The sequence below is a fragment of the Pseudomonas sp. EA_65y_Pfl2_P78 genome (assembly GCF_963970495.1).
Lineage (GTDB): Bacteria > Pseudomonadota > Gammaproteobacteria > Pseudomonadales > Pseudomonadaceae > Aquipseudomonas > Aquipseudomonas baetica_A.
Genome location: NZ_CAXAON010000006.1, coordinates 97068 through 123557, shown reverse-complemented (window position 1 = coordinate 123557; position 26490 = coordinate 97068). Strand labels below are relative to the sequence as shown.

The following is a 26490-nucleotide window of genomic DNA, read 5'->3' as shown; positions in this document are numbered from 1 at the left end:
TCTCTGGGCGCCCGCAGGCGCGTCAAAAACAACAAGCCACGCAGAATGCGTGGCTTGTTGTAGGAAAAATGACCGGACGTACCGGCCGAAGGCCGCGCAGTATACCGCAAAGAAGCCAATAAACAGCCCCCTGGGCGACCATCTGTCAAATGACGCAAAGGCCCGTTTTTATTGACTTGAAGGTCAGCGCCGCAACACCACAAATCCCCCTCCCACCATTGGATCGGCGGTGAGTCAGGACGCTTGTGCAGCGCCGCCTTCGAGCTTGCGCCAGAGCAACCGCACATTGGCCTTGCGCACCAGTGCGCAGCGATACAGGCGAATCTCCAGCGGTACATGCCACTGCGCACCGCCGCAAACGACGAGTTCCCCCCGGGCCAATTCGGCCCGCACGCTCAGTTGCGGCACCCAGGCGATTCCCAGACCTTCCAGGGCCATGCTTTTCAGGCTGTCGGCCATGGCCGTTTCGTAAATAGTGGTGAAACGTAGTTGGCGCTGGCGCAACAAGCCGTTTACCGAACGCCCGAGAAACGCCCCGGCGCTATAAGCGAGCAACGGTACGCTGGCATCGCCTTCCAGATCGAACAACGGCTTGCCATCGGCATCCGCCGCGCACACCGGGAGCATCTCCGTCTGGCCCAGATGCAGCGACGGGAAGATTTCCGGGTCCATCTGCATCGCCGCGTCCGGGTCGTAGAACGCCAGCATCAAATCGCAGCCCCCTTCACGCAACGCATGCACAGCGTCGCCGACGTTGGTCGCCACCAACCGCGTGGCAATGTTCAGCCCTTCGTTGCGTAACTGCGCGATCCAGCGCGGAAAGAAGCCCAACGCCAGCGAGTGAGCGGCAGCAACCTGCATCACCTCGCCCTGCCCGCCTTCCAGGTGATGCAAATGGCGCAGCACTTCGCCGAGTTGTTCAACCACGGTACGCGCGGTCACCAGAAACAACTGCCCCGCCGCTGTCAGCTCGACCGGCGTGCGCGAGCGATTGACCAACGTCAGCCCCAGCGCCGCCTCGAGGCTGCGGATCCGTCGACTGAAGGCCGGCTGGGTCACGAAGCGCCGCTCGGCGGCCTGCGAGAAGCTGCGGGTGGCGGCCAGAGCACTGAAGTCCTCAAGCCATTTGCTTTCCAGATTCATCACGTCCTCCCGGACACGCACCAAAACAGGTCACACGTCTGCCGCGCACGCGGCGTCACACCGGCATTATGCCGAATGTGCATAGGCCAGTGCTGAACAGCATTGGCCCAAAATTTCCCACAAGCCTAGCATTCGCAGCGTTCCGGCACAGACCGGGTCCATATTGAGATGATTTCTATCATGTCCTCCGCTGCATCTTTCCGCACAGAAAACGACCTGCTTGGCGCCCTCGAAGTACCGGCTCAAGCGTATTACGGCATCCAGACCCTGCGAGCGGTGAACAACTTCCGCCTCTCGGGCGTTCCGATTTCGCATTACCCGAAACTGGTTGTCGGTCTGGCGATGGTCAAACAGGCCGCCGCTGACGCCAACCGTGAACTGGGTCATCTGAGCGAAGCCAAGCACGCTGCCATCAGCGAAGCCTGTGCCCGATTGATCCGCGGTGATTTCCACGAAGAGTTCGTGGTCGACATGATTCAAGGTGGCGCCGGCACTTCCACCAACATGAACGCCAACGAAGTGATCGCCAACATTGCGCTCGAAGCAATGGGTCACCAGAAAGGCGAGTACCAGTACCTGCACCCCAACGATGACGTGAACATGGCGCAGTCGACCAACGACGCCTACCCGACCGCGATCCGTCTGGGTCTGCTGCTGGGCCACGACTCGCTGCTGGCCAGCCTCGACAGCCTGATCAAGGCATTCGCAGCCAAGGGTGAAGAATTCAACCACGTCCTGAAAATGGGCCGCACCCAACTGCAAGACGCCGTGCCGATGACCCTCGGCCAGGAATTCCGTGCCTTCGCCACCACCATGGGCGAAGACCTGGCCCGTCTGAAGACGCTGGCCCCGGAACTGCTGACTGAAGTGAACCTGGGCGGTACCGCCATTGGTACCGGCATCAACGCCGACCCACGCTATCAGGCCCTGGCTGTCCAGCGTCTGGCGCTGATCAGCGGTCAACCGCTGGTGCCCGCCGCCGACCTGATCGAAGCCACCTCCGACATGGGCGCCTTCGTGCTGTTCTCCGGCATGCTCAAGCGCACCGCGGTCAAGCTGTCGAAGATCTGCAACGACCTGCGCCTGCTGTCCAGCGGCCCGCGTACCGGCATCAATGAAATCAACCTGCCGGCGCGTCAGCCAGGCAGTTCGATCATGCCCGGCAAGGTCAACCCGGTGATTCCGGAAGCCGTTAACCAGGTTGCTTTCCAGGTCATCGGTAACGACTTGGCGCTGACCATGGCAGCCGAAGGCGGCCAACTGCAACTGAACGTGATGGAGCCGCTGATCGCTTTCAAGATCCTCGACTCGATCCGCCTGCTGCAGCGCGCCATGGACATGCTCCGCGAGCACTGCATCGTCGGCATCACCGCCAACGAAGCGCGCTGCCGCGAACTGGTCGAACACTCGATCGGTCTGGTCACCGCACTGAACCCGTACATCGGCTACAAAAACGCCACCCGCATTGCCCGTATCGCCCTTGAAAGCGGCCGCGGCGTGCTGGAACTGGTGCGCGAGGAAGGTCTGCTCGACGAAGCCATGCTCGCCGACATCCTGCGCCCGGAAAACATGATTGCTCCACGTCTGGTTCCGCTGAAGGGCTGAACCAACATGTTGTTTGTAGCACCGCTCACCAGGTCGAGGGACTAGACACCTCTCACCTTTTGAGGGCCTGGGGATCAGTCCCCAGGCCCTTTTTTTTAACGCTCTGACCCTGAGACCCGTATGTCTGGGGGTTGCTTCATGGGGGAGCGGGCTTGCTCGCGCAGGCGTCGTGTCAGTCGACCAAAATGAACCTGACACACCGCATTCGCGAGCAAGCCCGCCCCCACAGACAGCAGTCCCTGCACAAGCCCGGCGCCGGTAACGTCGGGTGTTTCAAAGCTTCGTTTCGTCGCTTGCACCACAACCGTGCAGACGGGCGCCGCACTGATAGGTATAGTGCCGCCCCTCTTCGCGTGAGCGGTCGTCGGTAACGAGGCCATAACCCATGCGAAACCCGAACTAATAACAAACCCGCGAAATGGATCCGGGACGAAATCATCGCCTCACCCGTCGTGCCGTATGCACGCCTGTGTAACACGATGTTTCTACCATCCAGTATTTGCTTACACAAAAAACAGCGAGGATAAATCCATGCTCGAAGTCATCAACGACTTCCTCTCAGGGAAAGTACTGATCGTGCTCATTGTCGGGCTCGGTAGCTACTTCACGATTCGCTCGCGTTTCGTTCAATTTCGTCACTTCTTCCACATGTTCGCGGTGTTCCGCGACAGCCTGAAAAGCAGCGCCGGGCAACTCAGCTCGTTCCAGGCCCTGATGCTCAGCCTCGCCGGCCGCGTCGGTGCAGGCAACATCGCGGGTGTCGGCATCGCCGTGACCCTGGGTGGGCCGGGTGCGGTGTTCTGGATGTGGGTCACCGCCCTGGTCGGCATGTCCAGCAGCTTCTTTGAATGCTCGCTCGGTCAGCTCTACAAACGTACCGACTCCGATGGCACCTACCGTGGCGGCCCGTCCTACTACATCCAGCACGGTCTGCAGAAGCGCTGGCTGGGTATGGTCATGGCGTTCCTGTTGCTGGTGACCTTCGGTTTCGCCTTCAACGGCCTGCAAGCCCACGCCGTGACCCACTCGCTGAACAATGCCTTCGGCTTCGACACCACCTACACAGGCATCGGCCTGGCGGTGTTGCTGGGCCTGGTGTTCATCGGTGGGATCAAACGCATCGCCAAGGTCGCTGACCTGCTGGTGCCGGTGAAAACCCTGATCTACATCGGCGTGACCATCTACGTGATCGTGCTGCAAATCGACCAAGTACCCGCCATGCTGATGACCATCGTCAAGAGCGCCTTCGGTCTCGACCAGGCCTTCGGCGGCCTGATCGGCACCGCGATCGTGATGGGCGTGAAGCGTGGTGTGTTCGCCAACGAAGCCGGTCTGGGCAGTGCACCGAACGTGGCGGCTGTGGCGTCGGTCGAGCACCCGGTGGCACAAGGTGTGGTGCAAGCGTTCAGCGTGTTCCTCGATACCTTCGTGATCTGCACCTGCACCGCGCTGCTGATCCTGCTCTCGGGTTTCTACACCCCGGGCTTCGAAGGCGACGGCATTGCCCTGACCCAGAACTCGCTGGCCGCCGTGGTCGGTGACTGGGGCCGGATGTTCATCTCGGTGGCCCTGGCGCTGTTCGTGTTCACCTCGATTCTCTACAACTACTACCTGGGCGAAAGCAATCTGCGCTTCCTGATCGGTGAAAACCGCAAGGCGCTGATCGGCTACCGCGCGCTGGTACTGGTGTTGATCTTCTGGGGTGCCATCGAGAACCTCAGCACCGTGTTCGCCTTCGCCGACATCACCATGACCCTGCTGGCGTTCGTGAACCTGATCGCGCTGTTCCTGCTGTTCAAGGTCGGCATGCGCATCCTGCGGGACTACGATGACCAGCGTTCGGCCGGCATCAAGACCCCGGTATTCGATTCGAGCAAGTTCCCGGATCTGGACCTGGACCGCAAAGCCTGGCCGGCCAACCCGTCTGCCGCTACCGGCAAGACGCAAGCCGAGCCGCAAGGCGTCCCTGCAGCGCAACGCTGATAGGTGAATGACGGGCGCATCCTCTGCGCCCGTCAGTTATTGTGATGCAATGCCTGCTCCCACAAGGAACTCATCGTTTCGGAGAATCCTATGAACCCTTCGACTTATCCTGCCGCCCAGCACGTCATGGTGTTGTACACCGGTGGCACCATCGGCATGCAGGCCAGCGCCAATGGCCTGGCCCCGGCGTCCGGTTTCGAAGCGCGGATGCGCGAGTACCTGCACAGCCAGCCTGAACTGGTCGTGCCGCAGTGGCGCTTTCGCGAGATGTCGCCGCTGATCGACAGCGCCAACATGACCCCGGCCTATTGGCAGCAACTGCGTGAAGCGGTGGTCGACGCCGTTGATGGGCAAGGCTGCGACAGCGTGCTGATCCTGCACGGCACCGACACTCTGGCTTACAGCGCGGCGGCGATGAGCTTCCAGTTGCTCGGCCTGCACGCTCGCGTGTGCTTCACCGGCTCGATGCTGCCGGCCGGCGTTACTGACAGCGATGCCTGGGAAAACCTCAGCGGCGCACTGGTTGCCCTCGGCCAAGGCCTGGCGCCGGGTGTGCACTTGTACTTCCACGGCGAACGGCTGGCACCGACCCGTTGCGCAAAAGTGCGCAGCTTCGGCCGTCATCCATTCAAGCGTCTGGAGCGTCAGGGCGGCGGCGTGAAAGCCACCTCGATTCCAGCGGCGTTGAATTACAACCAGCCAAAACAACTGGCGAATGTTGCCGTGTTGCCACTGTTCCCAGGCATCGGTGCGCAAATCCTCGATGGCCTGCTCGACAGCGGCATTCAGGGCTTGGTGCTGGAGTGCTACGGCAGCGGTACCGGGCCGAGCGACAATCCGGCGTTCCTCGCCAGCCTCGCCCGCGCGCGGGACAACGGCGTGGTCGTGGTGGCGGTCACGCAGTGCCATGAAGGCGGCGTCGAACTGGACGTTTACGAGGCGGGCAGTCGCTTGCGGGGCGTTGGTGTGTTGTCCGGTGGCGGCATGACCCGTGAGGCCGCGTTCGGCAAGTTGAACGGATTGCTCGGTGCAGGCCTGGAAACCGCTGAAGTCCGCCGACTGGTCGAACTCGACCTGTGTGGTGAGCTGGTCTGAGCATGGCGTTGGACCGCCCCTCACCCTCTCCCAGAGGGTGAGGGCTGGACCGGACTGACACCACAAGCGTCGCGGCACACAACTTGCTCTCTTTTCCAGCATCCCCTGGCTGGAAGACACTGATGCTCCACTCCCACCTCACCACCCTCAACGCCGTCTCCCTGATACTCAACACCTTCAACGCCGAAGGCCTGTCGAGCCAGGCGCTGCTGGCCGGCAGCGGCATCAGTGCGGCGGATCTGAGCCGAGCCGATACGCGCATCACCACCAATCAGGAGATGCAGGTCTGCGCCAACGCGGTCGCACTCAAGCACGACATCGGCCTGGAACTGGGCCGGCGCATGCACGTTTCCTGCTACGGCATGCTTGGTTACGCACTCCTGACCTGTGCCACCTTCGGTGACGCTTTGCATTTGGCGATCCGTTATCCGGCGTTGCTGGGAACACTTTTCGAGCTGAACCTTGAGGACGACGGCGAGCGCGTCTGGTTCGTTGCGGCCGATTATCGCGAGAGTCCGGCGATGGCCGCGTTCAATGCCGAATTCTGTCTGGTGTCACTGAAAGTCATCTGTGACGACTTGCTCGGTCATCCGCTACCGCTGCTCGCCACACGCTTTGAACACGCGGCGCCGGATTACCGTGACAGCTACGCCGAGCATTTCGCCAGCCCGTTGCACTTCGCCGCCAAGGACAACGCCTTTGCGTTCGAAAAGCACTGGCTCGATCAACCGTTACCCCTGGCCGACAGCATTACTCATCAGGCCATGGCCGAACGCTGCCGCAAACAGAATCTCGAGTTCACAGGGCGTCAGGCATGGCTGGGAAGAATTCGCCAATTGCTCAGCGCCCAGTTGAACGCCGCGCCTGGGCTTGAGGGGCTGGCGCAGCAAATGAAGTGCTCACCGCGCACCTTGCGTCGGCACCTCAAAGACATGGGCAGCAGCTACCAGGAGCTGCTCGACGAATTGCGTTTCGAACGAGCCAAACAAATGCTCTGTGAAGATCAACTGCCGATCTACCGCATCGCTGAACACCTGGGTTTCAGCGAGACCGCGAGTTTCCGCCATGCGTTCGTCCGCTGGAGCGGCGTGGCGCCGAGTCAGTTCAGGCCGCACTGAGATTCCAGTGTGCAGGCTTGCTCGCGAAGAGGCCGTGTCAGTCACCTGATGCATAAACTGACACCCCGCCTTCGCGAGCAAGCCCGCTCCCACAGGTTTTTCGCCATGCTCAGTGAACCGGCGAGCAACCGTGTGCTGGACAACCTCGTCCCAACCGCTTGAACACAAATCTCTGTGGGATCGCATTTTTCTGATGCAGGCTTGAGGGGCCAATTGCGGTCATGATTTTTGGCCATATCAATCCCCTTTTGGCCTTTCCTGCCGTTCTCCGAATCGTTGTACGCCGCAACACTTGAGGCCACCGAACCAGCCCTGCGGAGAACAACAAATGCTGACGATCTACTCGGACGATCACCACCTGCACCATGGCCGCTGCGAACTGATCGATGGCCAGCTCAAGCCTTGCTTCGAGATGCCCTCGCGCGCCGACCACGTGCTGCAACGCGTGCAGAACCAACACCTGGGCCCGGTCCGAGCCCCCCAGGATTTCGGCCTTGAACCCATCGCACGCATCCACAGCCGCGATTACCTCGAGTTTTTCAAGGGTGCGTGGGCGCGCTGGACCGAGTTCAACACCGACGGCGATCTGCTGCCCTACACCTGGCCTGCCCGCACATTGCGCGCAATCAAACCGACCAGCCTGCACGGCCAACTCGGCTATTACAGCTTCGACGGCGGCGCGCCGATCACCGCCGGCACCTGGCAGGCCGCCTATAGCGCAGCGCAAGTGGCACTGACCGCGCAAGCGGCGATTCAGGGGGGGGCGCGCGGTGCCTTTGCCCTGTGCCGCCCACCGGGACACCACGCCGCCAGCGACTTGATGGGCGGTTATTGCTACCTCAACAACGCCGCCATCGCCGCGCAGGCGTTCCTCGATCAGGGCCACGAAAAAGTCGCGATCCTCGACGTCGACTATCACCACGGCAACGGCACCCAGTCGATTTTCTACGAGCGCAGCGACGTACTGTTCACCTCGATCCACGGCCACCCGGAAGCGGAGTTTCCGTTTTTCCTCGGCTACGATGATGAACGCGGCGAAGGCCCCGGTGAGGGTTTCAACTTCAACTACCCGCTGCCCGCCGGTTCAGGCTGGGACATGTGGAGCGCTGCGCTGGAACAGGCCTGCAACGAGATCGACCGCTACGGCGCCGACATCATCGTGGTGTCGCTCGGTGTCGACACATTCAAGGACGATCCGATCTCGCAATTCAAACTCGATAGCCCCGACTACGTGGCGATGGGCAAGCGTATTGCCGCCCTCGGCAAACCAACGCTGTTTGTCATGGAGGGCGGTTACGCAGTGGAGGAAATCGGCATCAACGCGGTGAACGTGCTTGAAGGGTTTGAACGATAAAAAGCGCCTGAAACGGATTGGCACGGCAAGACCCGCTTTGGCGGGTCTTTTTTTGTCTGCGAGATGTATGTACCGCACGCCGCTGAAACGCGGCCTCTACCTTGCCCTGATTCGACGCCCTTAAGCGTGCCCCCCAATCAGAGCAGGTGTTGCCCATGTCCGAACATTCTTCAGCCAGTGCCGTTGATGTAGTCACCCAACTGGTGACCGGCCCCTCAGTGCGAGAAGTCGCCACAAAGACATTGCGTCCGGCACTCAAGACGCTGTACCCGGACCTCAATATCGACCCGCAACTGGCGATGGTCGTGAAACCGACCTGGATCATTCAGAACGACAAAGTCATTCCCGGCCGCCCTCAGATCGAATCGCTGACTGATGCGTTGGTACGCTTGGGCCTGTCCGGCACGGCGGAGACCTACCTCGATGGTGAACACTTTCTGACCTTGCAGCCCGATATCCAGACGGCTGTCCAGTTGCCGGTCAAGATCGACGCCATCGGTTTGCTGCTCAACGAACTGGCGCCTTTGCTGTTCATCGCCTTCAAGGAACAACACGTCGACTACTGGGATGAATTCACGTATCCGGGACAGCCGCGCTGGCAAAAAATGTCCGATGCCTTGCGTAATCTGTGGAACGTCGACGCCAGCCTTGGCTGGGATGCCGACCAGCGTGCCATTGCCCACGCCGTCTACCAAAACCCGGACAAACAACAACGTCTCAACGACGCCTACAAGACTCGCGCCTGCCTGATAGACCTCGACCGGGACGACGCAAAACACCCGGAACACTTGACCCTGCTTGATTGTGCCGTGCTGATCGGAACTGTCGAAAAGCGCACAGTGGTTCTTACCCACTCGGTGGTCCACGGTTTTCAGTGCTTCGACTCGCTGGATGCATTCGGCGAAGCCCTGCCGCAGTTCTGGCAGAGCGTTTCCAGTGCTGGCCTGAAGTGGCGACTGGTCGAGCCGCAGGGCCATTTCTTCGATCATCAGGCCTGCACACTGATCGCCCTGGAGGCCGAAGCCTTGGGCAAGATCAATTTTTTTCAAGACTCGACCCTCGACAACCTCTTCCCTCGCCAGGGCTCAGCGACCACCACCCGGGCCACACCGCGTCTCAAACCGCATATAGATCGTCTGGGGCCGCTACTGCCCGCCTGGCTGGACAATGCCCTTCCCGCCGATCAAACCCGTTACAGCCGACACCTGCTGGATCTGACGACGGTGCAGCATTCCAACCAGGGAAAAACGTTTCAGAGCGAAGTGGTCAGCCTGCAAAAATTCACCCGCCAGGCCCTGAAGCAGCAGATGCTCAAGGAGCATCCGACAGCGGACAAGATCGAGATCGATGACCTCCAGATCACCATCACCAGCCTGGTGGTATGGGGCACGTTCGTATTGCCGGGCAATATTCAGACTCAGACGCTTTCGCTCAGTGAACTGGCCCTGCAAAACCTGGCGGGCCAGCCCCTGGGCAATAAAACCGTGCACTACAACGGCGACCACGCGTTACCAGACTGGCTGACCGTGACCTACCTTGAAAAACTGGTGAGTACCGTCGACATCGGCAAGACCTACCCGCAGTACCTGCAAAAATTGCTGATTGACGACACTCGGCAAGCGTCCGAACTGCAAGCGCTCTACACCAGCCAGTTACCCATAGAACTGCCGCTCCTGGCGCTGCAACACAAGATCCAGGGCAAAGCAGGCATGGATGAAAAAGGGTACCGATATGTCGCCGCAGCACTGGGCAACACCGCAGAGCAGCGGCACATCGATGGCGAGGAGATTGTCATTCGGCCTTTGTCGTTCATCGCCCACCGCAGCAGTTCACGCACGGATGTCGTCAACAACATGTTTGTCATCGGTCCGAGGGAAGTGGAAAAAGGCCCCTGCGTACTCTATCGACCGCTGTTCGAAATGGCGCTGATCCAGTATCCAGGCCACGCCAACCTGCTCTACGCCATCGAGCATTCGCGACAGCTTCGCGAGTCGGTACTCGCCTGGTTGCCGGACGATGTGCGCTTCAATTACAGCCAGTTCGTATTCACCGCCAGGCTGCCCTCGGTGTGGACGATCCCGCAACTGCTGGTGAACCCGACCACCGCGTTCGACATGTCAGGGCCTGTTGCATTGGGGACCGCTGCGATTGAGAGCGATGTGCGGGGAACACTGTATGAGAGCAACGTCCAGGCCGTCATCACACAAGCCGAACGGCAATCGGTATCGGATGCGGAGGCACGCTGGGCGACACTTAAACGCGGCGGTTGGATGGTGTTCAACGCAGCGTTGCCATTCCTCGGTCGCAGTGCCGGCACGGCAGCGTGGATCTGGCAGATCATGGACGATTTGCAGGAAATCAGCGATGTCGAAAATGAACAGACCGACAAGACTGCCTGGACAGCAATCGCCGACATTCTCCTCGCCTTGGGCATGGTACTGGCCCATCGTGCAGCGGTGGGGAACAAGCCGATGCATGAATCAATTGCGACGACGCCGGAAGAAACACGCCCCGTAACGCCCGCCCCCGAAACCATCAAACCGCTGCGTTTGCCGGACGTGGCCGGCACCGAACTGCCTATCGCTCATGACATGTCGCTCAATACGGTGACCGCACTGAAGCGCTCCCCCGTCGCACTTGCAGCGCTGCTCGACAGTTTCAAGATCGACAAACCCAAAGAACTCGGCGCCGAAGCCAACGAAGGCGTGCATCGCCACCTCTACGCAAAACAGAAGAAATGGTACGCATCGGTCGGCGACCGCTGGTTCGAAGTACTGATCAACGAAAACCAGGACGTACAGATCATCGACTCGCGCCGGCACCCCACCCTCGCGGGGCCGTTGCTGACCCGCACCGCCGGCGGTCAATGGATCATCGACCTGAGATTGCGCCTGCGTGGCGGTGGACTGCGCAGTGGGCGCGAACAGGAAAGAGGCAAGAACCTCAGAAAAGTACAGGCACTGATTGCCGAAATCGAAGCTTTCGACAACACGATGGCAGACAAGCAGAGTCAACTCGACGCGGCCCATAACGCAATGCACGATACATCGTCGACCGTGGACGAAGCCGTTGGCAAAAAGTACCTGGACACCCTCGACTCGCTCGACAAGGCGTACGCGGCAAACGTCGAGAAAATCAAGTCACTGAACCGCAAACAGACAGTGCCCAACTATCGGACAGTCATGATCGAACGCCTGCAGATGCTGTTGTTTCTGGGGCAGGAATGGCTCAGCCAGCACAACACCGATTTTCAGACCAATGTGAACGCGACCATCTCGATGATCGCTGACCACACCCATGTCGAACCGCAAAAGTTTATCCAGTCCTGTGAAAACATCACCGATCAAACCCAAGGCATCATCGAAAAGATCGAGGCTGCCCATGCCCGGTTCGCAGAACTCGAACTGCTCGGCAAAGAAGCCGTAGAGACCGTTTCAACTTATCGAAAGGCACTCCCGAGCTACGACCTCAATGACCTCAAGCTGTTGCAGATCAGTCTTGGGCAAGAGATCTGCGTCAAGCCCGGCGAGACCGCGACTCGGGCAGACGCGCAACAGGCACTGGAAACGCTCATCGAGGATGCTGCGCTGAATATTCAGAGCTCGATGAATCTGACCGCCGATGAGAGCCTGAGCAACTTGCGCGATCGAATCGAAGCCCTGAGCAACGTTTCCGAGCAGTTTGCCGCGGTGGACCAACGTTTTGCCGACCTAGTCGCGGAGTTTCCCGATCAACTCCAGACCACTCGGCTGGGGCATGTACGGACTCGGGTCATCGAATTCAAAGCACACACAGACGTGCGTCTGGCTGACCTGCTGCGCAATAAACATCTGCTGGAGCCGTTGCCAGGCCCAGCGAAACCGACGTCGAGTCGCAAGATCATCAGCACCAGATTCAAGGGCACGCTCGTTGGGGAACGGAAAAAAAGCACGGATGGCCTAGACACCGAACTGGTCGAGGTGCGCGGAGAACTGACCGGCGTTATTGCCACGTTTCACGAAAAATCGCCCGGTGAATGGGTCGAACACGGCATCACCAAAACCCAACCTGCCAAGGCCAGACCGAACATCAAAAAAGCGGTCGAACACGCAAAAGCATTACTCGATGGCCTGGCGGCGTTCCACCGGCGCACCGAGGCGCGCATCAAACGAGGTCAACGTATCCCGGTCGAGATTGAGGAGATCTACCATGAGGAAGCCGAGCGCTTGCGCAAAGCCGGCGAAGCGCTTGATGAGGCAATGACGGCCGCCAATCTGACCGTCGATCCGAAGCATCCGACGGCCGCTCTCGGTCATGCACTGAGCAATGCGGCAACCGCACTCTACGAAAAAGGCACCAGTGCCCGCATCAGGATCATCAAACAACAACCTCCGACGGCAGCCCGAGTGGAGTGGCTCAAAAACAAGCTAGAGGTGCAGATAACGCAAACGGTCACCCGGCGCAGCCTCAAGGGGCAGGACAAGGACTTCCTCGACGAATATGAAGTGAGCGACGCCAAAACCGCAAAAGTGCTGTGGTATGCGCACTTTCACTATAAAAATGCCAGCGACGCGTCCGCTTCGTTCACCGCCGGGCACATGAAAACCCTCCAGCAACGGCGCCTGGGCGGCAAGCTTGACCTGCGCAACAAAAGTAACCAGCAACTGATCGAAATCTATCGCAGCCAGATCGGCAGTACATTGGCGCAAACCCTGTTTTTCAAACCTGCCACGCCTGTCGCAGACGCATGAGTGCGGCTCTGATCCCAGGCTCCGGCACGGCGGCAAAGCCCAGCACCAGTCCGGCGCGCTGATCGGCTGAAGTCAGGGAATCGGGCAGCCAGTAATGGCTCAAGCCGTTGATTTCCACATCCACGCGGGCGGCTTGTTCAACCAATTGCTGCTCGCGCTCGATGCTGTTCACGGCCACCGTCAGGTGCAGCCCGGCAGACACCGCCGGCAGCTTGCCCACACCGGCGATTGCCGTCGGCCAGCCGTCCAGCAATGCATTGCGACGGTTGAGTGCTGCCCGACGCATACGCCGGATATGGCGCTGGAAATGCCCGGCGGCCATGAACTCGGCCATCACCATTTGCGTACTCACCTCGGAATGCCGGACGTCCACTGCCCGGCGTTGCGAGAACGCGTCCACCAGCCCCGGTGGCAGCACCAGATAGCCCAGTCGCAACGCCGGGAACGCGACTTTGCCGAAGGTGCCGACATACAGCACTCGCCCCTGTCGATCGAGCGCTGCCAACGGTGCCAATGGCGCGCCGGTGTAGCGGTACTCACCGTCGTAGTCATCCTCGATGATCCAGCCCTGGGTGCGTTCGGCCCAGGCCAGCAACTCAAGCCGTCGCGCCAGGCTCATCACCACACCCGTCGGGTATTGATGCGACGGCGTCACATAAGCCACGCGACAGTCACTGGCTGCCGACAGCGCCGAGCAATCCATGCCCTCTTCATCCACGGCGATACCGTGTAAACGGCCACCCGCCACCGCGAACGCATGGCCGGCCGCTCGGTAACCCGGATTTTCGATACCGACGCCATCACCCGGCGCCACCAGTAGCTGTGCACAAAGACTGATGCCTTGCTGTGCGCCGCTGGTGATCACAATTTGTTCAGCCGAACACTGCATGCCACGCGAACTGCGCAAATAAGCGGCAATCAGACCGCGCAAACGCGCATCGCCAGCCGGGTCGCCGTAGCACAGTTGCTGAAGATCGGGTTTGCGCCAAAAAGCCGCGTTGAGCTTGGCCCACACGTCAAAGGGGAACAGATCGAAGGCTGGAACGCCCACTCGAAATGCGCGGGGCGGACCACTGGGAGGTTTGGGTAAATGATTGTTTCTGACCCGGCACAGCGGATCGCTGTGGATAACTTTACTGGACGGATCAACAGGTAAATCCAGCCAATTTGTGGATAAGTCTGTGGGTAAGCCTGTTGAAAACCCTGTGGATACTTTTGTGGATAGTTTTTCCGCCGATAACGCGGCTTGGGGTAATTGCGCGACGTAGGTGCCATCACCGACTCGCCCCTCGATAAAGCCTTCGGCGTATAGCTGATCGTAGGCGCGCACCACACTGTTACGGGAAATGCCCAGCGCCGCCGCCAGATCACGGCTGGCCGGCAGGCGTGTGCCGCCGCACAGGCGCCCGTCCAGCACACGCAAACGCAGCGCCTGATAGAGCTGGCGGGTCAAGCCCAAGCGACGGTCGAGCTCGATACCCGCCGGATTGAAGGGCATGGACAACGTGGGCGATTCAGGCATGGCAATGGACCTATGAAATGGGTCGTCAATGGCTCTTACAACAGACCAATAGCCTGCCTAGGATGCAGGCATTCGCCAAGGAAAATTTCTCCATGTACACGCCCCGCGCCTTTGCCATCGACGAGTTGTCGCAACTCCACGAACTGATCCTCGCCACCCGCCTCGCCATTCTGGTGACCCACGGCGAAAACGGTCTGCAAGCCAGCCATGTGCCGGTGTTGCTGCATTGCGAGCAAGGCGAGAACGGCACGCTCTACGGGCATCTGGCCAAGGCCAATGCACAGTGGAAAGACTTGCGCGACGGGGCTCAAGCGATGCTGATCTTTGCCGGCCCGGACGCCTACGTCAGCCCGGGCTTTTACCCGAGCAAGGCCGAGCACGGCAAAGTCGTGCCAACCTGGAACTACATCGCGGTGCACGCCTACGGCCACGCCGAAACCTTCAGCGACGGCGGACGGCTGCTCGACATCGTCAGCACCCTCACCGACCGCCATGAAGCGGGCCGCGCACAACCGTGGAAGGTTGACGACGCCCCCGCCGATTACATCGACGGCATGCTCAAGGCCATCGTCGGTTTTGCCATTCCCATCGACCGACTGGAAGGCAAGCGCAAGCTCAGCCAGAACCGCAGCCCCGCCGACATTGCCGGCGTGCGCGAAGGCCTGGCCGCCAGCCCCGACATCAATGATCAAACCCTCGCCCACTTGATGCGTTAAGGAATTCACCATGAGTCAGATCGAGATCCGCCCAGTCACCGCCAATGATCACGCCGCCTGGCTGCCGCTGTGGCAGACCTACCTGCGTTTCTACAACACCGAGCTGCTCGAGGCCGTAACCCATAGCACTTGGCAGCGCCTGCTCGACCCCAGCGAGCCAACCCACGCCGCCCTCGCCTGGGCCGATGGCAAAGCCGTGGGCATGGTGCACTACATCTACCATCGCTCGAACTGGAGCATCGAAAACGCCTGCTACCTGCAAGACTTGCTGGTGGCGCCTGAAACCCGCGGCACCGGCGTCGGTCGCCTGCTGATCGAACACGTCTACGCCACGGCCAAGGCTGACGGTTGCGCCAAAGTGCATTGGCTGACCCACGAAACCAACGCCACCGCGATCCAGCTCTACGAGCGCATCGCCGAACGCCCAGGCTTCATCCAGTTTCGCAAAGCCCTTTAAGGAGAGACACACATGACTGCTTCACTGGCCGACTGGAAAGGTGTCCCCGCCCCCACGACCACACTGATCGAAGGCCGCTTCATTCGCCTGGAAAGACTCGACCCGGCCCGTCACGCCGACGAGCTGTTCAACGCCCTTGAAGGCCCCGGCGCCGACCCGAAACTGTGGAACTATCTGCCTTACGGCCCATTCCCTGAGCGCAGCGTGTTCAATGCCTGGCTGAGCAACCACGCGGCCAGCAGCGATCCGTATTTCTTCAGCGTCATCGACCGCGCCACAGGTCAGGTGCAAGGCATCCTCAGCCTGATGTCGATTGTCCCGGCCCAGGGCCGCATCGAAATCGGCCACGTCACCTTCGGTGCACCGATGCAGCGCACGCCGAAAAGCACCGAGGCGGTTTACTTGTTGGCCAAATACTCCTTTGAGCTGGGCTACCGTCGCCTCGAATGGAAGTGCAACAACGGCAACGCCCGCTCCAAATACGCCGCCGAGCGCTTGGGTTTCAGCTTCGAAGGCGTGTTTCGCCAGCACATGGTGGTCAAGGGCGAGAACCGCGACACTGCGTGGTATTCGATTCTCGATGGTGAGTGGCCGGCGATTGCGGCCGGGTTTGAGCGGTGGTTGTGCGATGAAAACCAGACGCCTGACGGGCAGGTGAAAGGGCTGGTCGAGTGCCGCTCCTGAGCGTCTGAAAGCAAAAGATCGCAGCCTGGCAGGCAGCGATCTTTTGATGTTTAACGGACATCTCGCCGAATTCGCACCACGCCCATCTTCATCCCAAACGGGCGATTGTATGTTTTCAACAAGCACCGTGCGTTCGGCAACGGTCAGGCTTATTTCAGACCCCACTTTTTCAATCGCTGGTCAATCACGCCTCAATAGCGTATTTCCCAACCAATGCGCTGGCGGCACATGCGCATGCGCCGCCAGCACCTTAATCACTCCGTGGGCACTAACCTATCCAGCACCCGATTAACCGCCAGCTCTGCCAGCATCACCACCTGCGCGATGCCTTGCAGGGTTTTGCGGTTCGAGCCTTCAACCATTGCCGCGTGGTTGTTGAGCATGACGGTGGCGGAACCGAGCGTTTCACTGGCGTCGGCCAGCAGGGATTCGGAGTCAGCCTCGGGGTGCGCCATGTACAGCGTGCTGGGTGTGTAGGCCGTGGCCATGATGGCGGCGGCCGGTGGGCAGAGATAGTGGTCGAGGGCGCGCTCGGCGGCTTCATGGAATTTCTTTGAATCGGGCGATTCGTAGGGGGATGCCGGATCTGTGACCGGCGGGTTTGGCGTTACTTTGAACATCGGAGTGTACCTCTATGAGGCCGCACCATCCCGCTGCTAAACGATAGGGTGGCGGCTGTGCGCAAGTTAGCAGACCGGTCACTCCGAAACCCGGCGCACCCGAAGGTGCCATGCGCACAGCCACCATCAAGCGCAGGCAAATGCCTGACCGGATGAGACTTGTACGACCGGAATGAAACGAAGCCGGGCTGCTAAACCCGATCACTGGGAATCAGTGACCCGATCAAGTTACGCAGCCAGCCCTGGGCGCACAAGCCGGCGGATTCTGGCGTAGCCGTAGGCAACGACGCAAGGATTTGTAGGTCGCGAGGCGTAAAGCCAATAGGTCTTAAACGAGAACAACGCCAGATGTTTACTACACAAAAATAATTGGCGATTTGTCTGACGTATTTGAGCCGCATACATGCCAAGAATCCGAGCCTCGCAATAGCGTCAGTGAAGAGGCAACCGAACCACACGAACAATCAAGGTCCTTTCCTTCAACCCCATAGGACCCCTCCTACATTTTTTCTTCGGCACGTTTGTTAGCTTTCGGCACTTGTATCTGCCTTCACGCATTCAGATACAAATTCCCTCAGCGACCGTCGAAGGAACAAAGGATGCCTAGCCCCAGCCCTCTCGCACGTTTCAATCTGACCATTGATAGTCTGGAGCACGACCTTCAAGTCCTGGAGTTCACTGGTCAGGAAGCGATCAGCACACCCTATGCCTTTGACCTGGTGCTGGTCAGCGAGAGGCCGAATCTCGATCTTGAAAGCCTGCTGCACAAACAAGCGTTTCTGGCATTCAGCGACGGTCGCAATGGCATCCATGGGCAAATCCATCGCGTTGCGCAAGGCGACGCTGGCAAACGTCTGACGCGTTACAACCTCACGCTTGTTCCTCGGGTGGCTTATTTGGGCCACCGCATCAACCAACGTATTTTTCAACAGCTGACCGTCCCGCAAATCATTGCGCAGGTGCTGGAAGAACACGGCATCCACCGCGACCTTCATCTGTTTCAGTTGGGTGCCATTTATCCGGATCGCGAGTACTGCGTGCAGTACGACGAATCAGATCTGCACTTCGTCCAAAGGCTCTGCCAAGAAGAAGGCATTCATTACCACTTTCGGCACAGTCGCGAAAAACACCTGATGGTATTTGGGGACGACCAAACCGTATTCCCCAGGCTTGACCGGCCAACACCCTACAAACAAAACAGCGGCATGGTTGCCGAGGGACCCGTGATCAAACGATTCGACCTGCGAGTCGAAGCGCGCACCAGTCGCACCACTCGCCGTGACTACGACTTCGAAAAATCCCGAATTCTTCTGGAGTCCAACTACGAACCTGGCACCGATCTCACGCAGCCTGACCTGGAAGATTACGACTACCCCGGCCGCTTCACCCTGCGTGAGCGCGGCAAGTTTTTAACCAAACGGGCACTGGAGCGCCATCGTGCCGACTATCGGCAGGCTGAAGGCAAAAGCGATCAGCAAACCTTGGTATCCGGGCATTTTATGGAGATGTCCGAGCATTCACGCACGCAGTGGAATGCGCTTTGGTTGCTGACAGAAGTGCGCCACGAATGTAAGCAGCCGCAAGTGCTGGAAGAGAGCATCACCAGCGCAGGCTCCGCGCAAGAACATGACTTTGTTCAAGGTTATCGAAATCAATTTGTCGCGACGCCTTGGGACGTTTTCTACCGACCGCCACACCATTACCAAAAGCCGCGAATACTGGGTAGCCAGACCGCCATGGTCACCGGTCCCAAAGGCGAGGAAATCCACTGCGACCCCTTCGGCAGGGTCAAGGCTCAGTTTTTTTGGGACAGAGAAGGTCGTAACGACGACAAAAGCAGTTGCTGGTTGCGGGTGTCGTCCAATTGGACCGGCAACGCCCATGGCAGCGTCACTATTCCGAGAGTGGGCATGGAGGTGCTGGTCAGCTTCCTGGAAGGCGATCCTGATCAACCGGTGATCAGTGGCTGTCTGGCCAACAGCGCCAACCCGGTGCCCTACGAACTGCCCGCGCACAAAACCCGAAGTGTGTTTCGCTCACGCAGTTCACCCGATAGCGGCGGATTCAACGAATTGCACCTGGAAGATCGCGCCGGGCAGGAGTTGATCTACCTGCGTGCCCAACGCGACATGGAGCACAAGGTCGAAAACGACAGTCGACTTGAAGTCGGCAACGAACGCCGGGAAACCATCAAGGGCAACAGCATCACCGTGCTGGGAGCCGAAGAACACCGAACCATCACCGCCGACCGCAAAGTGCAACTCAAGGCCAATGACTATCTGCATGTCGCGAGCAACAGCCAGACCCGAGTCGACCAAACGCTGGTGGTGGAGGCTGGCCAGCAAGTGCACATCAAGGCTGGGGCGCACCTGACGCTGGATGCTGGCGCGAGCATCAGCCTCAAGGCCGGTGGGCAGCACATTGTGATCGGCCATGCGGGCATTTTCAGCAGCAGCGAAATCCAGATCGGGGGTGCCCCGGTGGCGGGTTCCGCTGCCGCATTGTCAATGCCGGGGGCCAATGACGCCTTGGCGATGCCAGCAGAACGGCCGCCCATGATTGCGCCCAGCCAGAACGAATTGATGGCCGCCAGCAGCGTTATGGGATCGGACTTCTGCCCCATCTGCGAGGCCTGTCGTGCGGGTATTTGCCTGCCCCGGGGAGCCGCCGCATGACTGACTCGCTACCCCGCCAATGGATGAGAGAACAGCAACGTTCAGGTTTTGCCTTGTGCGTCGTTCTGGACTCACAGAACGAGCGCGACCTGCGCCAATCCCTTTTAAAAACCAGCCAATTCGACCAATACCTGAGTGTTTACGGTGAAACGTTGGTGGCTGATCTGGCGGATGCCGGGCCATTCATCTTCACTTTCGATCAGCCTGACGACAGCCGCATCAGTGAACTGCTGAAGAATCCGCAACGCAACTGGGGCTGGTTTGCCAGCCTTCAAAAAGGCGATTTGAGCAGGCTGGTCAAACATTGGCACGAACGCCTGATCATCGGTGCCCGCCCACATCAGGCGCTGTACCGCTTTCACGATAATCGGGTATTGAGCCGCGCCCTCGCGCACCTGCCTGAGGACGCCTGGCCGGCCTACCTCGGGCCAGCGATCAGCGTGTGTTACTGGCAAGGCACACACTGGCAAGGCACGAACAATCCCGCCCCCGGCAGCTACCCAGTGCCAGATCAGCCGCTGTGGCATCAAGTGCCAGCGCCCAACCAACAGACGGATGAAATTCGCCGCAGCAATGCTCATCGCTATCTGCTGGCGGAGCATGTCCAGGCTTACGCCAAACTTGCCGAACACCATGATCCTGATACGTGGCTGCGCAACAGACTGGCGCAGGCGCAAACGTGGGGTTGGCTGGCGCCGGAGCAACTGGAGTTTTTGCTGACCCAGAGCCTGCAGGCGCAGGGCTACACGTTGGCGCCGCACTGGCAGGTTCGGGCCGGTGAAACGCCGAGTGAGCATTTCGAGCGGGTGTCGCAAACAACAGCATTTTGGCAAGGAGAAGCCGCCCTATGAAATGCCTGATTCGCACAGCAAGTCTGGGTTTTGGCCTCGCGTTAACCGCAGGCTGTGCGAGCAGCCACAGTCAGCCGAATACCTTCACCTTCACCGCCGATATGCCGCCCGACTTTGCATACGTTGCAGTGGTTTATTACATGCCTGCCAAGGGCGAAACCTGCACCGTTGAAAAAAAGGCCAACTTGGCACCCGTGTTCAACGGCGAGTGGCGAACGGAATACAAACCTGATGCTGAAATAACGATTCGCAGAACCCGTAGCGGCTGTCCGTTGGTGATCAATCGCATCGAACTGAAAATCTACGCGACTTACGGTAAGGATCGGGGAGATTTTGGCGCCGACAGCGCCAGGGTGTTCATTCGGAATGAGGTGGAAGGTCAGTACAGAAACGTTTTCAACGAAGCGGGTGAAAGTACCTTTTACGGTGAATGCCAACAGCTTTTCCGAACGGTGGGGCCAAAACGACGCATCGTGAAACTCCTCGATTGCAAGGCTACCGATGCTCAGGGCGAGCTGCGACGAGGCAAGCCTTCCGCAGCTTATACCCCGGACCAACTGCCGGGTAAGACCGTGAAAATGCACATCAAATTGGCCGACGAGGAGAAACCCGGCTGGGGAGATACGTGGGTGAAGGTTCCGAATGGCTGGAAGCGTTGCATGGGTAGAGGACTTGAGGATCAACGAGGTTATTGCAACGGCAACTACACCGACTTCAGCACTTTCCAGCTGCCCGACGGCCGGCAATGCACCATCTATCCCGGTTGCACTGAATAAGGACATTACCCAATGACTAAGTCTTATCCCTTGCTTAAAAGCGCTGCATTGGGCTGCTGCTTCGTTGGCATCTCAGGCTGTGCGAGCAGTCAGCCCAACACTTTCACCTTCACCGCCGATATGCCGCCCGACTTCACGTATCAGGCCATTGCTGTGTATGTGCCCGTCAAAGGCGAAACCTGCACCGTGCCGGGCGGGCGAAATACTGAAGTGGAATACAACATGAAATGGCGTGGAATCTACCAGCCCAGCAATGAAATAGCCCTGCACAGAACAGTCAGCGGTTGCCCGCTGGTCATCAGCCGCATCGAGCTGAAAATCTACGCAACTTACGGTAAAGCCCGGGGTGATTACGGTGTGGATATCGCCAGCGTGTTTATTCGGAATGAAGTGGAAGATCAGTACAAAAGCGTCTTTAACAAAACGGGCGAAAGTACCTTCTCAGGTGAATGCCAACAGTTATTTCGCACGTCGGGTAAGCCCCGAATCCTCAGAAAACTCCTCGACTGCAAAACGATCGGTGCCCAGGGGGAGCTGCGACGAGGCAAACCTTCCGCAGCTTATACCCCGGACCAACTGCCGGGTAAGACCGTGAAGATGCACATCAAATTGGCCGACGAGGAGAAACCCGGCTGGGGAGATACGTGGGTGAAGGTTCCGAATGGCTGGAAGCGTTGCATGGGCAGAGGGCTTGAGGATCAACGAGGTTATTGCAACGGCAATTACACCGACTTCAGCACTTTCCAGATGCCAGACGGCCGGCAATGCACCATTTACCCCGGTTGCACGGAATAAGGAGGTTTCGACATGACATCAATGGAAAAAGAGCTGGAATCTCCACTGAGCAGCCGCGTATTGACATGCCCAGCACAGGGTCGGTGGAGCAGCTTTCAATTAGTCGACGAGTTTGGTTCTGGCGAACCGTATGAAGGCTTGGCCTACGTCGTAATCGATTCGGAAGGAAAAACCTACGATGGCAATCTCGATGGCACTGGCACAGGCAAAGTTTCTGAGCACTTCGCAGGGCCGATAGCCCTCACCTTTGATCAGAAGTACCAAGGGGAAGAAGAGCTATATAAGGACTTACAAACAAGACCTCATTACCCCCTGAAAATCACTGAACTCCAAGTACGCGCCGAACAAACCCGTTACTTGAACCACAACTCGACCCGCATCAAAGACAACCCCGCACAAGCCTGCGCCGATGAATTCTTTCAGGTGGAAGTGCGCCATCTGGTCAAGCATGTTTCGCATTTACCACCGCAGGTTTACAGCCACTACCCGCCCGGGTCGGGGCCGGCGAAAATCATGGGCAAGCATGGTGAACGCGGTGTTGCCCTCATGCCGCTCAAACACACGGTGCTGGAAGTACGCCCGATGCGCGCCTTGCGCCCCATGCTGTCAATCGACCCTGGTTTCTGCGCGCTAAATCTCTATCAACTGGCGCTCATGGCCACCCTGAGCTATTGCCCGTTTGGTCAGAAGCCAGAGAAACACCCCGGCGAAATAAAAACCGTGAGCTTCCCCCTGCAACCCAGCGTGGGTAACTGGTTCGGGGATGCACTGGCCAAATTCGAAGAGCTTGGGAAAGTCGATGCGACGCAGACATCAGCGTATTACCCGCTTTTTGAAGATGTGCCTTACTCCAGGCGACTGGAGATCGTGCCGTTCGACTCAGACCTCTATGACGCAAACAAACCTGAACGGAAAGACGAGCAGGAATACCCGGCCAAGACTCATTTCTACGACGACAGGAAATCCGGCTCGGAAGCCACTGATACCCAAGCCTTCATCACCCACCACGACGAGTTAATCCTGATTTCCGTGCGTGGCACCTATGAACTCATCGCGGATGGCCTGCGCGACGCCGATGCGCTCCAAGTGCCGTTCGAAGACACCGACAGCAAGGTACACCGCGGATTCTACGAGGCAGCACTGAAAGCCTACGGCTTCGTCACGGAATATCTAGAAAGGTTTTACGCCGGTCAAAAACTGCTGATCTGTGGGCACAGCCTCGGAGGCGCAGTCGCATTGCTGCTGTCGGAAATGCTGCGTCGCAGACCAGAAGGCTACAACATCCAGCTCTACACCTACGGCGCCCCCCGCGCCGGTGACGCCCTTTTCACCAAAGGCGCAGAACCGCTGGAACATCACCGCATGGTCGCCCATAACGACCCGGTGCCCAGTGTGCCCGGCACCTGGATGAACACCAAAGCGAGTGTTTACGGGACAGGAGCGGCACTGACCTTCGTCAACGTGCCCGTTGGCCTCTCGGTGTTTGTCGCCGGTATTACCAACTGGACCGGCGAACCCTACGAGCACCACGGCAAGCTGTACCACGCGATGCCGGTGCAGTTTGATCGCAATGAAAAGTCCATGATCCTGTGGGAGCCCGGTTGCGACACCGTTGCCCAGCATGCCGCCTGCTCGGTGGCCATTCAGCAAAAAAACGGCCTCCCGGATCGACCTTCGTTACTGACGCAACTCTTCAATGCCGGCAGCCACTCGATGGTCGGCAGCTACATTCCGGCGTGCTGGGCAACGCTGAAACGTTGGCAGGAAGCGCAATCAGCAAACCGATCCCTCGTATCGGATAGAGAGTTTGAGTGGATGCAAAAAGCGCTGGCGAGCATTACTTTGCAGTTGCGGCAAAAGCGCGACCAGACACGCCCGGACGCTTACGTTCGCCATCATGAAAAAACCATCGAAGCGCTCAATCGCGAGATCGACAAAATACAAATGTCGCTTGATCGCCTCAAAACCTTGCGTCAACAGCGCATCACCGAAAAAAAGGTCTACGGATCACTTTCGGACCAGCCCGAGCCGCTGTCTGAAAGCCTGTCGCGCTGGCTTGCCCATTCGGAAAACAAAGTCGTCGAGCAGTTGGCCATGGCGCCCACCAGCAAAAGTGATGACGGGCTACTGGCGTCGATCTACGGCCATACAGTGGGTGCGCCGCATACGCTGGATATCGATTCATTCATCTAAAAACAGTCCGGCACCCTCGCCATTTGCGTGTCTTGCGGGTAACCCGCGCCCGAAGGCTGCCCGGTTAACCCGCGAGGTTTTCCATGAAAGATTCAAGTTCAATGTCCGAAGCTCAAGCGCTGCCTGATTATCACCAATGCCTCCCCGCCGAACTCCACAGCCATGCGGATGATTTCATTCGCTATTTGCACGAACTGCCCAAGAGATCGCCGGTCGAGTGCCCGCTGTGCGGTCATCCACGCTTCAGACTGGAAACCAGCCAGAAAACACGCCTGCCTTTTTACCGCTGTGTGGCCTGCAACAAAGGCTTTAACTGTCTCTCGAAAACACCGTTTTCGAAAGTCGGGCTAATGCACCTCTGGTCAACCTTTGGTCAATACCTGTTGGCGGGTTGGTCGATGCGAGGTATTGCCGAAGCCATGAATATTGCCCCCAGCACCACTTCGCGGTGGAACAAACACTGCCGCACCGTCATGGCTAAAGACTTTCCAACGTTGTATCAGTGGTGGGCGGCACGCCAGGATCGAATCGATCTGGAGCCACCCGCACCTATTGCGGCTCAGGCCCAAGCGTTTCTGAGCGGGCTGGAGCATTTGCTCACGACTCCTCAAGCAGTCTGTCCAAAGTGCGGTTCACCTGACATGAAGCGTTTCGATGAGCGCCGCCCTGATTTTCGTTGCCCAGGCTGTTACAGCACTGTGAGTTTGCTGCAGGGCACGCTACTGGCCCGATTGGGTTATCCAGAGCATTGGCTGGGTTTTGTTCAAGGCTTGATCAACGGCGAGAGCGTGACTGATTTACAGCGGCGTACAGGCCTTTGCCAGCAGACGTGCAAGCGTTGGCAAGTACGTTTCATGCGGATGTTTGAAGAACAGGGCCACACCGATCTGGCGCAGTGGATTACATGGCTGCGCAGCCGTCGGGTTAAAGAAGTGAGTGATTTTGTGCGAGACGGCGGGGAGCTGGAAGCGGTTACAGGTTCTCGTTATTCCGCCAATTCAGGACGGCGATTTGCCGTTCCCCCGAAGAACCCGTGGAAGCGCAAACCCGATAAGTAGGCCATAGGAGCATTTAACGCCGCGCACTTTTATCGGCGCACCGGGTTGGTCAGGGGGCGATGGCAGAAGTCATGGGACAGACCTCATCAAGCAGATGAGGCCAATCCTGGAGTCGCTATGCGTCCGTCATGTGGGATGGCCCCTACACCCTGGAGCTGCCGCAGGCTGCGATCTTTTGATCTTCTCTCAAGCGAGTTTCTGCGCCAGCACCGCAATGTGCTCCGGGCCGATCCCGCAGCAACCGCCCAAGTGACTGGCGCCGCGCTGCTGCCAATCAATCGCCCATTGCAGATAGCCGGGTGGATCGAGGTCTTCGCGCAACGGATCGAGTCCGTCATTGGCCGTCGCTTCCTTAGGCTGCGGCGGGAAGGCGTTGGCATAGGCGCCGATGTTTATCTTCACCCCCAGACGTTCGAAGGTCGCGCGTGCCGCGTCAATCGCCGCGCCGATCACTTCCGGCTGACTGCAATTGAACAACAGCGTCTCGACGCCCAACTCAGCCGCCGCTGCAGCCGCTTCGGCCACCGGCTCGCCGGAACGCAAACGCGGCACTTCGTCGGTGTCTTCGTCCTTCAAGGTAAACGACAGCCAGAACGGCTTGCCGTCCTGCGGCAGCCCGGCGTGAATGGCGCGCGCCTCGACGATCGAGCTTTGGGTTTCCGCCAGCCAAAGATCAACGTGCGCTGCCAGCCCCTTGACCAACGGGCCCAGCAACTCGGTCACCCGGGACGCCTCGAACAGATCCGGACGATAGGAGCCAAACAACGGCGGCAACGAACCGGCCACTCGCACCGCTTTGCCCGAAGCCTGCACCGCACGCCGCGCCAGTTCACCGGCCAACGCCGCCAGCGCCTGCCCTTCAGCGGCGAAACGTTCTTCGCCGATGTGGAACGGCACCACCGCGTAACTGTTGCTGGTGATCACATTGGCCCCGCTGGCGATGTAAGCGGCGTGTACCGCTTCCACCGCCTGCGGCGCTTCGCTCAACGCCAGCGCTGACCACTCGGGTTGCCGGAATGGCGCACCGGCGCGTTGCAACTCACGGCCCATGCCGCCATCGAGAATAATCGTGCTTGCTGCGCCCATATGCCTTTCACTCATAAGCTTATGAAAAT

Annotated in this window: 19 protein-coding genes; 15 read left to right on the top strand and 4 right to left on the bottom strand. The window is 59.1% G+C overall.

Annotation, left to right across the window (positions count from 1 at the left end; genetic code table 11):
- Positions 1-234 precede the first annotated feature (234 nt).
- Positions 235-1143 carry a LysR substrate-binding domain-containing protein gene (locus AACY02_RS08170; protein ID WP_305440537.1) on the bottom strand — a complete coding sequence of 303 codons (909 nt, stop codon included), beginning with the start codon at positions 1141-1143 and terminating at the stop codon, positions 235-237.
- Positions 1144-1323: 180 nt separating this feature from the next.
- Here AACY02_RS08170 and aspA point away from each other — a divergent pair, with 180 nt between their 5' ends.
- The 6 genes from aspA (at position 1324) to AACY02_RS08140 (ending at position 13028) form a co-directional block, all read left to right on the top strand.
- Positions 1324-2748, top strand: a complete 1425-nt coding sequence (aspA, locus tag AACY02_RS08165) for an aspartate ammonia-lyase (RefSeq protein ID WP_221731897.1) — start codon at positions 1324-1326, stop codon at positions 2746-2748.
- Between the two features lie 531 nt (positions 2749-3279).
- Positions 3280-4731: an alanine/glycine:cation symporter family protein gene (locus AACY02_RS08160; RefSeq protein WP_339431509.1), complete on the top strand. Its 1452-nt coding sequence runs from the start codon at positions 3280-3282 to the stop codon at positions 4729-4731.
- A gap of 90 nt (positions 4732-4821) precedes the next feature.
- Positions 4822-5826, top strand: a complete 1005-nt coding sequence (locus AACY02_RS08155) for an asparaginase (RefSeq protein WP_339431508.1) — start codon at positions 4822-4824, stop codon at positions 5824-5826.
- Positions 5827-5948: 122 nt separating this feature from the next.
- The gene (locus tag AACY02_RS08150) at positions 5949-6944 is read left to right on the top strand and encodes an AraC family transcriptional regulator (RefSeq protein ID WP_339431507.1); all 996 of its coding nucleotides are present in this window, start codon (positions 5949-5951) and stop codon (positions 6942-6944) included.
- A 328-nt stretch (positions 6945-7272) separates the two neighbouring features.
- On the top strand, positions 7273-8298 hold the full coding sequence (locus tag AACY02_RS08145) for a histone deacetylase family protein (protein ID WP_339431506.1): 1026 nt from the start codon (positions 7273-7275) through the stop codon (positions 8296-8298).
- A 155-nt stretch (positions 8299-8453) separates the two neighbouring features.
- Positions 8454-13028 carry a dermonecrotic toxin domain-containing protein gene (locus AACY02_RS08140; protein ID WP_339431505.1) on the top strand — a complete coding sequence of 1525 codons (4575 nt, stop codon included), beginning with the start codon at positions 8454-8456 and terminating at the stop codon, positions 13026-13028.
- Here the strand turns inward: AACY02_RS08140 and pdxR are convergent.
- A complete protein-coding gene (gene pdxR / locus AACY02_RS08135; RefSeq protein WP_339431504.1) occupies positions 12997-14550 on the bottom strand; it encodes a MocR-like pyridoxine biosynthesis transcription factor PdxR in 1554 nt (517 codons plus the stop codon). The genes AACY02_RS08140 and pdxR overlap by 32 nt on opposite strands.
- A 92-nt stretch (positions 14551-14642) precedes the next feature.
- Here pdxR and AACY02_RS08130 point away from each other — a divergent pair, with 92 nt between their 5' ends.
- Genes AACY02_RS08130 through AACY02_RS08120 form a run of 3 tightly spaced genes read left to right on the top strand, consistent with a single transcriptional unit; the run spans position 14643 to position 16407 of the window.
- Complete coding sequence (locus AACY02_RS08130) at positions 14643-15266, top strand: FMN-binding negative transcriptional regulator (RefSeq protein WP_339431503.1); 624 nt, start codon at positions 14643-14645, stop codon at positions 15264-15266.
- Positions 15267-15276: 10 nt separating this feature from the next.
- On the top strand, positions 15277-15723 hold the full coding sequence (locus AACY02_RS08125) for a GNAT family N-acetyltransferase (protein WP_339431502.1): 447 nt from the start codon (positions 15277-15279) through the stop codon (positions 15721-15723).
- A gap of 12 nt (positions 15724-15735) precedes the next feature.
- A complete protein-coding gene (locus tag AACY02_RS08120; RefSeq protein ID WP_339431501.1) occupies positions 15736-16407 on the top strand; it encodes a GNAT family N-acetyltransferase in 672 nt (223 codons plus the stop codon).
- A 254-nt stretch (positions 16408-16661) separates the two neighbouring features.
- On the opposite strand, the gene AACY02_RS08115 is transcribed toward AACY02_RS08120, so the two are convergent.
- A complete protein-coding gene (locus tag AACY02_RS08115; RefSeq protein ID WP_339431500.1) occupies positions 16662-17027 on the bottom strand; it encodes a DUF6124 family protein in 366 nt (121 codons plus the stop codon).
- A gap of 599 nt (positions 17028-17626) precedes the next feature.
- Here AACY02_RS08115 and AACY02_RS08110 point away from each other — a divergent pair.
- The 6 genes from AACY02_RS08110 (at position 17627) to AACY02_RS08085 (ending at position 25375) form a co-directional block, all read left to right on the top strand.
- Entirely contained in the window at positions 17627-19702 is a 2076-nt protein-coding gene (locus AACY02_RS08110; protein WP_339431499.1) for a type VI secretion system Vgr family protein, read from the top strand.
- Entirely contained in the window at positions 19699-20553 is an 855-nt protein-coding gene (locus AACY02_RS08105; RefSeq protein WP_339431498.1) for a DUF4123 domain-containing protein, read from the top strand. The genes AACY02_RS08110 and AACY02_RS08105 overlap by 4 nt, the downstream gene beginning before the upstream one ends.
- Positions 20550-21329, top strand: a complete 780-nt coding sequence (locus tag AACY02_RS08100; protein ID WP_339431497.1) for a hypothetical protein — start codon at positions 20550-20552, stop codon at positions 21327-21329. The genes AACY02_RS08105 and AACY02_RS08100 overlap by 4 nt, the downstream gene beginning before the upstream one ends.
- A 12-nt stretch (positions 21330-21341) precedes the next feature.
- Positions 21342-22124, top strand: a complete 783-nt coding sequence (locus tag AACY02_RS08095; RefSeq protein ID WP_339431496.1) for a hypothetical protein — start codon at positions 21342-21344, stop codon at positions 22122-22124.
- Positions 22125-22136: 12 nt separating this feature from the next.
- Positions 22137-24317 carry a lipase family protein gene (locus tag AACY02_RS08090; protein WP_339431495.1) on the top strand — a complete coding sequence of 727 codons (2181 nt, stop codon included), beginning with the start codon at positions 22137-22139 and terminating at the stop codon, positions 24315-24317.
- Positions 24318-24418: 101 nt separating this feature from the next.
- Positions 24419-25375, top strand: a complete 957-nt coding sequence (locus AACY02_RS08085; protein ID WP_339431494.1) for a hypothetical protein — start codon at positions 24419-24421, stop codon at positions 25373-25375.
- A gap of 186 nt (positions 25376-25561) precedes the next feature.
- Here the strand turns inward: AACY02_RS08085 and AACY02_RS08080 are convergent, their stop codons facing one another.
- The gene (locus AACY02_RS08080) at positions 25562-26461 is read right to left on the bottom strand and encodes a homocysteine S-methyltransferase family protein (RefSeq protein WP_339431493.1); all 900 of its coding nucleotides are present in this window, start codon (positions 26459-26461) and stop codon (positions 25562-25564) included.
- Positions 26462-26490: the final 29 nt, after the last annotated feature.